Source organism: endosymbiont of Galathealinum brachiosum, from assembly GCA_003349885.1.
GTDB lineage: Bacteria > Pseudomonadota > Gammaproteobacteria > SZUA-229 > SZUA-229 > SZUA-229.
The window spans coordinates 587,987-599,712 of sequence record QFXC01000011.1 but is presented as its reverse complement, the minus strand read 5'-3'; the positions used below and the strand labels follow the sequence as shown (position 1 = coordinate 599,712).

11 protein-coding genes are annotated in these 11,726 nt (G+C 41.2%); 5 read left to right on the top strand and 6 right to left on the bottom strand.

Translation table 11 applies throughout. From position 1 onward, the window contains the following. Positions 1 to 15: 15 nt before the first annotated feature. From DIZ80_11155 to glyQ, 3 genes are all read right to left on the bottom strand, one after another. Entirely contained in the window at positions 16 to 765 is a 750-nt protein-coding gene (locus DIZ80_11155) for a 1-acyl-sn-glycerol-3-phosphate acyltransferase (protein RDH82822.1), read from the bottom strand. A 62-nt stretch (positions 766 to 827) separates the two neighbouring features. Then, entirely contained in the window at positions 828 to 2,900 is a 2,073-nt protein-coding gene (locus tag DIZ80_11150; protein RDH82821.1) for a glycine--tRNA ligase subunit beta, read from the bottom strand. Continuing rightward, positions 2,900 to 3,832 carry a glycine--tRNA ligase subunit alpha gene (glyQ, locus tag DIZ80_11145; protein RDH82820.1) on the bottom strand — a complete coding sequence of 311 codons (933 nt, stop codon included), beginning with the start codon at positions 3,830 to 3,832 and terminating at the stop codon, positions 2,900 to 2,902. Before glyQ ends, DIZ80_11150 begins: the two co-directional genes overlap by 1 nt. A gap of 251 nt (positions 3,833 to 4,083) precedes the next feature. On the opposite strand from glyQ, the gene DIZ80_11140 reads away from it, so the two are divergent. From DIZ80_11140 to DIZ80_11130, 3 genes are read left to right on the top strand one after another with little or no spacing between them, the layout of a single operon-like run. Beyond that, entirely contained in the window at positions 4,084 to 5,466 is a 1,383-nt protein-coding gene (locus DIZ80_11140) for a hypothetical protein (GenBank protein RDH82819.1), read from the top strand. 52 nt (positions 5,467 to 5,518) lie between these two features. Next, positions 5,519 to 6,562: a tRNA (5-methylaminomethyl-2-thiouridylate)-methyltransferase gene (locus DIZ80_11135; GenBank protein ID RDH82818.1), complete on the top strand. Its 1,044-nt coding sequence runs from the start codon at positions 5,519 to 5,521 to the stop codon at positions 6,560 to 6,562. 48 nt (positions 6,563 to 6,610) lie between these two features. Then, on the top strand, positions 6,611 to 6,841 hold the full coding sequence (locus tag DIZ80_11130) for a SirA family protein (GenBank protein ID RDH82817.1): 231 nt from the start codon (positions 6,611 to 6,613) through the stop codon (positions 6,839 to 6,841). A gap of 9 nt (positions 6,842 to 6,850) precedes the next feature. Here DIZ80_11130 and DIZ80_11125 read toward each other — a convergent pair whose 3' ends face one another. From DIZ80_11125 to DIZ80_11115, 3 genes are all read right to left on the bottom strand, one after another. Continuing rightward, complete coding sequence (locus tag DIZ80_11125) at positions 6,851 to 7,060, bottom strand: hypothetical protein (protein ID RDH82816.1); 210 nt, start codon at positions 7,058 to 7,060, stop codon at positions 6,851 to 6,853. A gap of 105 nt (positions 7,061 to 7,165) precedes the next feature. Continuing rightward, positions 7,166 to 8,353: an MFS transporter gene (locus DIZ80_11120; GenBank protein RDH82815.1), complete on the bottom strand. Its 1,188-nt coding sequence runs from the start codon at positions 8,351 to 8,353 to the stop codon at positions 7,166 to 7,168. Positions 8,354 to 8,429: 76 nt separating this feature from the next. Next, positions 8,430 to 8,711, bottom strand: coding sequence for a heavy metal transporter (locus DIZ80_11115; protein RDH83158.1), 282 nt, complete (start codon positions 8,709 to 8,711; stop codon positions 8,430 to 8,432). Between the two features lie 114 nt (positions 8,712 to 8,825). On the opposite strand from DIZ80_11115, the gene DIZ80_11110 reads away from it, so the two are divergent. Then, positions 8,826 to 9,977, top strand: a complete 1,152-nt coding sequence (locus DIZ80_11110) for a hypothetical protein (GenBank protein ID RDH82814.1) — start codon at positions 8,826 to 8,828, stop codon at positions 9,975 to 9,977. A 291-nt stretch (positions 9,978 to 10,268) separates the two neighbouring features. After that, on the top strand, positions 10,269 to 11,678 hold the full coding sequence (glnA, locus tag DIZ80_11105) for a glutamine synthetase (protein RDH83157.1): 1,410 nt from the start codon (positions 10,269 to 10,271) through the stop codon (positions 11,676 to 11,678). Positions 11,679 to 11,726: the final 48 nt, after the last annotated feature.

The following is an 11,726-nucleotide window of genomic DNA, read 5'->3' as shown; positions in this document are numbered from 1 at the left end:
ACATTCGATAAATAGTTAACGGTTCCAGCGAGATGAATCACCTATTTCTAACAGCTCCTGCCGAATCCAGCTCTCTACTTTCTGCTTTACGTCAGATGAATCCATCTCACTCGCATTAAAAGCATCACCAATTGAAACTGTAATGGTGCCGGGATATTTTATAAAACTATGTTTGGGCCAGAACTCGCCCGCATTATGCGCAATGGGTAAAACAGGATGTGAAATTCTTGAAGCAAAAATAAATGCCCCCATCTTAAATTTGCTTTCTACACCGGGAGAAATTCGCGTGCCTTCAGGAAACACAATAACCCACCGCCCCTGACTTAGCTTCTGCTCACCCTGTTCAACAATTTGGTCGACCGCTTTCTTACCTGCACTTCGATCAATCGCTATAGGACTCATCAACGCAAGCCCCCAGCCAAAGACAGGGATACGGAAAAGTTCTTTTTTCATTACCCATAACTGATTTGGTAAAAAATCCTGAAACGACATGGTTTCCCAGGTTGACTGGTGATTTGATATAACCAGACTTGCATCATCTGGAATATTTTCTTTACCTTTTATTTCGTATTTTAAGTTACAAAACCAGCGAAGAAAATGCATATTCATTTTTGCCCAGCTTGAACCAATCGCATAGCGCTGATTAATCGGCAGCCAGAAAAAAACAAGCACTAGCGCCACCACCAGGATCATGCTCACAAAATGAAACAACCAGAAGATTGAGGAACGAATATATAATTCAAACCTTGAAAACTCTTTACTCACTAAATTTCCTTATGAATAGTGTTTCGTCATTCCCGAACATCATCTTTGGAATGGCATTTTAATCATGACTGCAAACGCGAAAGATCAGCAGCTTTTATAAACATGCTGTGCAACTGATTCAGCAATGCTATGCGATTATTTTTCAATGCATCATCATCAGCCATTACCATCACCTGATCGAAGAAAGCATCAATCGGATCTCTCATTGATGCAAGTTGCTTCAATGCGTCCGAATAATCACCCGAGTCAAGCTTCGGGGTAACTTTTGCAGACATTTTTTGCAGCTGATCATTTAAATTCTTTTCAGCTGTTTCCTGCAATAAATTTTGCTCTATCGTATTCGGTAATGTTCCTTCTATTTTTTTCAAAATATTACCGATTCGTTTGTTTGCAGCAGCAAGGCTATCTGCTTCTTCAAGTTCTCTAAACTCATTCACCGCATGCATTCTTTTATCAAAATCCATTGGTCTCGTCGGTTTAAGCGCAATAACCGCATCATAAACATCCACTGTAATATTTTGGCTGGTGTAATAGACTTTTAATCGATCCAGCATAAAGTTTATTACTTCATCTATGGCCTTTTCACCTTCAACTTTTTCGCCATACGCTTTCGTTGCATATCCAAGCAATACTTTTAAATCTAAATCCAGCTTACATTCAATTAGAATTCTCAACGAACCTAATGCAGCACGACGTAATGCAAATGGATCTTTTTCACCCGTGGGTTTTTGACCAATCGCAAATATACCCAATAGTGTATCCAGTTTGTCTGCTAAAGAAACAATCTGGCCAGTTTTACCAGCTGGCAATTTATCGCCTGCGAAACGCGGCATATATTGCTCGTCTAATGCATCGGCAACTTCAGCTGGCTCACCATCATTAATAGCATAGTAACGCCCCATAATGCCCTGCAAGTCTGAAAACTCACAAACCATTTCCGTCATCAGGTCACACTTACTTAATAAACCAGCTCGCTTTGCAAAATCTGTATTTTCACTTAAGTCTTCAGCAATTGCTTCTGCAATGCTTGCAACCCGGCGAGATTTATCACCCACCGAACCTAACTTATTCTGGAACACCACTTTATTTAATGATTCTATATGATCTTCCAGTTTCTTTTTATTATCCTGCTCCCAGAAAAACTTTGCATCCCCCAGGCGTGGACGAATAACACGTTCATTACCTTCTTTAACTTTTTTCTCATCTTTACTTTCAATGTTACTGATCGTAATAAAATGAGGTAACAGGTCACCTTTCTTATCAATGACAGGAAAATATTTTTGATGATCCTGCATAGATGAAATTAAACTTTCTGCCGGCACTTCTAGAAATTCTTTATCAAAATCACCTGACACAGCTACTGGCCATTCAACTAAACCACTGACTTCCTGCAACAGATTTTCATCTATTAATGCTTCACCACCGAGTTTTTTTGCTGCGGCTTCTGCCTGCTCTTTTACATATTTTAATCGTTCATCACGATCAACCATAACGTAACCGGGAGATTTTAAACGTGACACATATTCATCTGGTGTCTGTAAATTTATAATTTCAGGGTGATGGAAACGATGCCCGCGAGATTCACGGCCTGATTTAATTTCAAGAATTTCAGTTTTAATTACATCTTTACCAAACAATAGAACAACCCAGTGTACCGGGCGCACAAATTCAGCATTACTATCACCCCAACGCATGCGTTTTGGTATAGGCAGTTTGGCTAATGACTGACTAACAATATCAGGTACAATTTCAACCGTCGGCTTACCAATTTCTTCTATTCGAAAAACCAGACGTTCACCTTTATCAGTATCAGTAGTAGCAAGATCTGCCACTTCGACACCACAACCCCGGGCAAAACCCATCGCTGCTTTTGTAGGATTACCATCTTTATCATAAGCTGCCTTTACAGCAGGACCGAGTTTTTCTACATTACGGTCTGCCTGAGACTCTTCTACTGAATCAATTAATACTGCCAGACGTCTTGCTGAGGCATATGTTTTTATTTTTTCAAAATTAACACCCGCTTCTTTTAAGCCTGATTCAATACCAGATGCAAATGCATCGGATAATTTATTCAGGGCTTTCGGTGGAAGCTCTTCTGTGCCTATTTCAATTAATAAATCACGGCTACTCATTATTTTTCTCCCCCTGTTGATACCTTATCTAACGGAGCAGATTGACCAATGGGGAAACCTAATGCTTCACGTGTTTCGTAATATGTTTTAGCGACAGCACGGGATAATGTACGCACACGTAGAATAAAACGCTGACGTTCGGTAACAGATATAGCATGACGGGCATCTAATAAATTAAACGTATGAGATGCTTTTAAAACCTGCTCATATGCAGGCAAAGCTAAACCTGCTTCTATTAAACGTGCGCTTTCTTTTTCACAGGTATCAAACCAGGCGAATAATGAATCTGTGTCTGCCTGTTCAAAATTATAATGAGATTGTTCAACTTCATTCTGATGAAAAACATCACCATAAGTCACAACACCCTGAGGGCCTCTCGTCCAGACGAGATCAAAAATACTTTTTGCATTCTGAATATACATCGCCAGACGTTCCAGACCATATGTAATCTCACCGGTTACCGGACGACACTCTATTCCACCCACCTGCTGAAAATAAGTGAACTGGGTAACTTCCATACCGTTTAACCAGACTTCCCAGCCTAAACCCCAGGCACCTAATGTAGGCGATTCCCAGTTATCTTCAACAAAACGGATATCATGCTCAAGGGGATCAAAGCCCAGCATTTTCAGAGAATCTAAATATAACTCCTGAATATTCTCAGGGTTAGGTTTGAGCGCTACCTGAAACTGATAATAATGCTGCAGACGATTAGGGTTCTCACCATAACGACCATCTGTAGGGCGACGACAGGGCTGAATATATGCTGCTCTCCATGGCTCGGGGCCGATTGAACGCAGGAATGTCGCCGGGTGAAAGGTACCCGCACCCACTTCCATATCCAGTGGTTGAATGATTGCGCAGCCCTGCTCCGCCCAGTAATCCTGCAGAGCGCCGATAAGCCCCTGAAATGTCGATACGTCGTGTGCCATTTAAATATTATTCTGTTTTATTTACGAGCCCGCTAGTATACCGAATTAAGCACCAAATGGCCTGTAAGTTTGCCTTCAATTTTTGTGCTTATTTCTGAATACATTCAATAAACGACTTTTGACTGAAATTTCTTTGCCATCAATACAAAAAACATGCTCTTGGCGATTAAATTCTCAACCGCTTTAATCCAGCCTACTAATTAGAATTACTTTAACGGATAATACGTTTCCTTTTTATCATCTGAAGCATTATGCCCAAATCAACCATTACATTAAATCAACTCGCAATCTGGTTAAGTGATGAATCACGCCCTGCCAATACGCTTTCACTCGACCAGCTCTTCGGATATCTGTTCGCTATAAACTGCACGCCAACATCGCTCAAACACAGTGACTGGATGCCGGCTATATTTGCTGACCAGTTCAACCTGATCAAAGATGCTGATGAATACCTTGATGCCATTACAAATATGCAGCAACACATAACGCAGGACATCAACGATTTCATGGTTGGCCTTCCAAAAACCTGCCAGCTTACTGAGCCTTTCGAGGCAAATTTCAATGATAATCAACTACATATGTGGAGCAAGGGTTTTGAGCTGGGACTAACCCTTACCGAACATTTCTGGGATGACTGCAAAGCAGAAGCCCAGCCTCAGTCATTCTGGATGATGTTAAGTTTCTTCTCTAATTTACAGAATGCACAACAACTTACTGCCAAATTTCAAAATGGCGCCCTGCCAATTGAGTCTGTCACCCGTCATATTTTTAGCGAATTCAATAAACTCATGCAAGGTTATGCTGATCTGGCCAAAAAATATAAACAGGATACCGCACCCGCAAAAATCAATATTACATCCAGTGCTGTTAAAAATAGTGCGGGCATCCCGATTATGAATAACTCAAACCCGGGACAGGACGCTAACCAGTTAATTCAGCAGGCCTGGTCGACAGACAACCCGGTTGAGAAAGTGCAGCTTGCTCATCAGGTTCTTAAACAGGACCCGAACAATATCAATGCGCTGATGTTATTAGCACAGTGGGAAGCTGCAAACTCAGCAGAACGTAAAGACCTGCTTGTTCGAGCGGTCGAAGGTTGCGAAAATAGTCTTGGAAAAGATTTTTTCGAGAAAAATACTGGCCGTTTCTGGTTAATTAGAGAAACCCGCACCTTTATGGAAGCACTGACTAATTTAGCCAGTAGTTATGCCCAGTTAAAAGATTTTAACCATGCAATCAGTTGTTATGAACGGGCTATATCGCTCAATCCCGCTGATAACCAGTTTAACCGATACCCCCTGAGTAACTGTTATATTCAAAAAAGAGATCTGGAAAAGGCTCGACAACTGGCACAGCAGTTTCAACAGGATCAGGGTGCATTTTTTCTATTTGATCAGGCTCTGATCGCTTTTATCGATTCAGGTGACGATAAAAACAGCAAGATATTAAAGAAACAGGCCCTGGCTCACAATAAATATGTACCTAAAGTATTATCGGGCAAGATAAAAATGCCTAAGCGCATGCCAGAGCATTTAAGCTCGGGCGACAAAGACGAAGCTGTTTTATATGCGGCTCAAAATACTGAACTATGGCGATCTGTGGCAGGCTCGATACCCTGGTTGATGAAGAAATAAGCATTTACTGATAAAATAACCCATTCTGTTTCATATTTAGCCAGGTTCCCCCATGTCCCAACAACGTAAAGCCGTCGCCCTTATTTCTGGTGGCCTTGATTCATTACTTGCCGCTCGCGCTATGCTTGAGCAGGGCATCCATGTTGAAGGCATTAACTTCTTTACCGGATTTTGTGTCGAAGGCCATACTCACGCAATACGCAAAAAAGATAAATCCAAACCTAAACGTAATAACGCTTTATGGTCTGCTGAACAGCTTGGTATCAAACTGCATATTATCGATATTGTTGAAGAGTATAAAGATGTATTACTCAACCCTAAACACGGCTATGGGAAAAACATGAACCCATGCCTGGACTGTAAAATCTTTATGGTCAATAAAGCCAAACAATGGGCTGAAGAAAACGGTTTTGATTTTATTATTACCGGTGAAGTCATCGGCCAGCGCCCTATGTCTCAACGCAAAGACACCATGCCGGTTATTTCAAAAGAGTCTGGTGCAGATGATCGTTTACTACGCCCGTTATGTGCACAAAATTTACCAGAAACGTTACCTGAAAAAGAAGGCTGGGTTAAACGTGATGAACTGTTTGCTTTTTCCGGCCGTAACCGCAAACCTCAAATGGAGCTAGCCAAACAATACGGTTTTGAAGATTACGCAAAACCCGCCGGTGGTTGCTGCTTCCTTACCGATGAAAACTACTCGGCCAAACTTGTGGACTTATGGGATGCACGGGGTAATCGTGAATACGAAATGGATGACATCATGTTACTCAAAGTAGGCAGGCATGTTCGCCCTGCGGCACACTATAAATTAATTATCGGTCGTGAGGATGGTGAAAATAAATTTCTTCAGGGTTATAAAAACAGTTACATTACTTTTAAAACCATGGATTGTCCCGGCCCTTTGACATTACTCGACGGCGTTGCATCCGATGCAGACCTTGAGTTTGCTGCCCGCATAGCCGCCCGATTTTCTCAGGGCAGAAATTCAGACAGTGTTACCATAGAAGCAAGACGCACCAATGGAGACACCAGCACTTTAGTCGTCAAACCTATGCCTGCTTCTGAAATCGATCCTGAGTGGTATGTGTGATTTTAAATCACCTTTTCATCACACTTAATTTTTACGGAGATTAATAAATTGGCTCACTTTGAACTGGATGCACGACGTATGTTTTGCCCGATGCCCGTTATACGCACTCAGGATAAAATTAAAGAATTACAGGTTGGCGATACGCTTGAAGTTGTATCAACGGACCCTGGCGCTTTAAATGATATTCCGGCCTGGAGCCGAATTAATGGTCACAAAATTATTGAAACCCGTGACATGGATGATGAAGTTTTTGTTTTAATTGAAGTCTGTGACAGCTAAGACTGATAATCAGGCATAAGCCATTACAGAACTGCTTTCTAACCCAACCTGCTTATATTGAATAGCCACATTATGTTTTAATTCACTAGCATTACAGTCATACCACTGCGAACAGGCATCTAATGCTTCTTTAACAGAATTAAAATATGACAATACATGCCCGGCTTCTGTCATTAATACCACCGTGTTTTCACTCCATACTCGAATACAAAATTTCATTTTATTTTCCTCTTAATTATATTAATTTATAAATATAATTTTTAAGGAAATATATGACGAAATCATTACAGCAAGATGAAAAGTATATTAAATGTCCTGCTAAATTTAACGAGCAAACTGGTTTTTCTTTGTGTATATCATTAAATAAACAATGCTGGACAGTGCAATCATCAACAAAGGCAACACACCCAGATTAACGCTTTTCCAGCCATAGTGAAACTGCAGGTAACCGGCAGACAATGATGCAAAAGCGACCACACTAAAAACGATAAAATCATTTAATGCCTGAACTTTAAATCGTTCTGCCCGATGATATGTTTGCGTCAACAGGCTTGTTGCGCCCACAAAAATAAAATTCCAGCTCAAACCAAGTAAGACCAATGCCAGCCAGAAATGTGTAATAGTTGATCCTGTTAAATTTACAAATACACATGTAAAGCCCAGCAGCACGCCACTAAACATAACTTTTAATTCACCCACTTTTCTTATTATAGATCCGGTAAAAAATGATGGCGCGAACATAGCCAATACATGCCATTGAATAACGAAAGAGGTATCTGAAAAATCATGACTATGATGATTCATTGCCAGTGGTGTAGCCGTCATTACAAAACTCATCACACCATAACCCAACATCCCACATATTATTGCAACGATACAGGCAGGCTGTGTAACGATTTCTATTAACGATCTTTGCACCTGCAATTTTTCATCTTTGTGTTCTGCTTCCGGCAGCTTCAAAAAACTTAACGCCATTACTGACATAAGATACAAAATAACTAACGATGCATAACTACCGGCAAAAGCAACTCCATTAAAACTGTCATGAGTATAGCTTGCCAGATTCGGGCCTATCACCGCTGCTAAAACTCCACCGGCTAAAACATAAGATATAGCCCGGCTTTTATGATCAAAATCAACTGCATCGGCCGCTGTAAAACGATAATAATTTGCAAAACTATTAAACACACCTATTAATGAAACACCTGCCACAAACCCCCAGAATTCATGCTGCAATATTGACCAGCTTGAAAGCACCGCACCACTTAAAGCAAATAAAGATGCAAACAGAAAACTGGCCTTACGACCAATTTTGTTCATCAACATTGCTGCAGGAATGCTTGTTAACATAATAGAAATAAACATAGCCGCTAATGGCAAAGTAGATAATGACTTATCTTCTGCCAGCTCAAGACCAACCAGGGCGGCACTCGCAACCATTAACGATGCACCACTCATAGACATGGCCTGACAGAAAGCCAACACTGGTACGTTATGGGAAAATGAACTCATAATTTTATTTCAGGGGGGAGTAATTCTTATATAACTCTTTAAAAGCCTTTAAATTATCAATTAGAAATAAGTAGAATTACTTATTCACCATGTTATCAACCTTACCCACTGCACAACTTACAAATGATTTTGCTTTGGCTTTCGCGGCAGCTAAACCTTCGGCCGTTCCACTTTCCGGATATCCCATTTTAAGTAACGCCGCACTAAAATCAGCTCGTGCATCATCCGCAGAATCAATAATTACCATACCCTGCTCAATATCCACTTCAACCCCACTGACTCTGCTGTCATTTAACATGTTTTTCTTAATCGTACCGGCACAGCCGCCACATTTAATATTTTCTACCTGAATTTCGATTTTCATTTATTACCTGACCTGATTCTAAATAAATTAGTGTTTAATTATACAGCATGACTTGCAAGCAATGTCACAAGACAGGACAATAGCGCATTATTTAAATTAGATAACTAGATGCCTGTGGAATTAGATAGCAACCAACGAAAGAAAGCCATGGACAAAGCCACCTGGTGGGGGCTTATTGTTAACCTGTTGCTTTCTATTGGAAAACTGGTCATTGGATACATTGGCCATTCACAGGCACTCATTGCTGATGGCCTGCACTCTTTGTCAGACCTTGTCTCCGATGGCATGGTACTGCTGGCAACTCATCATTCCAATATTGATGCAGATGAAGACCACCCCTATGGCCATGCACGATATGAGACATTCGCCACTATCACTCTGGCCGTATTACTAAGTGCTGTTGGTATCGGCATAGGTATAGACGCCATAAACCGACTGATGGACTATGAGAATATTGCTGTCCCCACCCAGATCACACTTGTTATCGCCGGATTATCCATTGTCAGCAAAGAAATTTTATACCAATACACTATGCTTGTGGCGCGTCGGGTTAAGTCAAAATTACTTGAAGCAAATGCCTGGCACCATCGCAGTGATGCTATTTCTTCCATTGTTGTTTTTGCCGGTATTGCTGGCGCTATATGGGGCTACCCTATATTAGATTCAGTCGCAGCCATTGTTGTTGCTTTGATGATTTGTAAAATTGGCTGGGACCTGGGACACCAGAGCTTTCAGGAACTTGTCGATACCGGACTTGGACATGAAACGCTGGATGCTATGGAGAAAACCATACTATCAATTGACGGCGTTAATCAGATGCATATGTTACGTACACGGAGAATGGGGCACAGTGCACTTGCCGACGTACATATACTGGTATCACCCACAATTAGTGTGTCTGAAGGACACCAGATATCTGAAGCGGTTGAAATGTCTCTCATCAAACAGTTTGATGAAGTTAATGATGTTACCGTTCATATCGATCCTGAAGATGATGAACACACGGAAAACAGCTGCAAACATCTGCCTCTGAGAGCAGATGTAATGAATTACTTAACGGCTCACTGGAAAGATATTCCTGAAACCCGTGAACTACTACATACAACTCTGCACTATCTTGATGGAAGCGTTAATATCGAATTAGTTTTACCCCTGAAAATAATTCAGTCTGGAAAAAATACAGACGAGCTGAATCAACAGATAGAAAAAGCCACAAAAAAGCTGGAATGCATAGGATCTGTCACCATTTTATACAAATAAGCACCATAATAGTGCGGCAATATGAGTCTTGCCCTTAAATGGTGCAGAAAAACATGGAAACTAGTTTTAAATCCCCCTACGAATAGGTTTTACAAGTGGCATATTTTGTGCAAAATAGTCCGCTGAGCTTTTGTGACACGAGAGACCTGTCGCATTTGAGTATTTTGGGCGAATAACTGGATTAACGCTTCAATATTTAAATACGACAAGTTTCGATTCACAATTTTATTATGGTCAGTTTTTATGGCCTGAATTTTTAGATTAACATTTGGAGACAACCACATGTCAGATATGACAGCTAGTGACGTACTAAAAATGGTGAAAGACAATGATGTTAAATTCATTGATTTTCGCTTCACAGATCCACGCGGCAAAGAACAGCACGTTTCTGTTCCATCTCATACTTTAGAAGAAGACACTTTCGAAGAAGGCAAAATGTTTGACGGTTCTTCAATTGAAGGCTGGAAAGGCATTAACGAGTCAGACATGATCATGATGCCTGACCCATCAACTGCTGTAATGGACCCGTTCTGCGAAGAAGCGACCATGAACATCACTTGTGACATCATCGAGCCTGCAACTATGCAAGGTTATGAGCGTGACCCACGTTCAATCGCCAAGCGTGCTGAAGAGTACTTAAAATCGACTGGTATTGCTGATGCAGCTTACTTCGGCCCTGAAAACGAATTCTTCGTATTCGATTCTGTAACCTGGGAGAACTCAATGGGTTCTGTTAGCTACAAGATTGGTTCTGACGAAGCGGAATGGAGCAAGCACATCCAGACTGAAGCCGGTAACCTCGGTCACCGTCCTGGCGTTAAAGGCGGTTACTTCCCTGTACCTCCAGTTGATTCACTACAGGACTTACGTTCTGCAATGTGTTTAGTGATGGAAGACATGGGTGTTGAAACTGAAGTTCATCACCACGAAGTTGCGACTGCTGGTCAGTGTGAAATCGGTACTGTATTTAACACTCTTGTTGCAAAATCAGACGAAGTTCAGAAAACTAAATATGCAATTCATAACGTTGCACACGCTTACGGCAAAACAGCTACATTTATGCCTAAGCCATTAGTTGGTGACAACGGTAACGGCATGCACGTTCATATGTCTCTTGCTAAAGATGGTAATAACCTTTTCTCTGGCGACCTTTACGGCGGCCTGTCTGAAACTGCATTATTCTATATCGGCGGCATCATCAAGCACGCTCAAGCGTTAAATGCATTTGCTAATGCATCTACTAACTCTTACAAGCGTCTAGTTCCTGGTTTCGAAGCACCTGTTATGCTTGCATACTCTGCACGTAACCGTTCGGCATCTATTCGTATTCCTTTCGTTTCAAACCCTAAAGGACGTCGTGTTGAAGTTCGTTTCGGTGATAACACAGCTAACCCTTACCTTTGCTTCGCAGCAATGTTAATGGCCGGCCTTGACGGAATTGAAAACAAGATTCACCCTGGCGATGCTATGGATAAGAACCTGTATGATCTTCCTCCTGAAGAAGAAGCAGCTATTCCACAAGTTGCTCACTCTTTTGATCAGGCACTTGCAGCGCTTAATGCTGACCGTGAATTCTTAACTAAAGGCGGTGTTTTCACTGATGACCAGATTGATGGTTACCTTGAGCTTAAGAACGAAGAAGTACAGCGTTTACGTCAGGCAACTCACCCAGTTGAGTTTGACATGTACTACTCTCTATAATAAGTTTTAAACCTTATTTAGAATAAAAAAAGCCCCGGAAACGGGGCT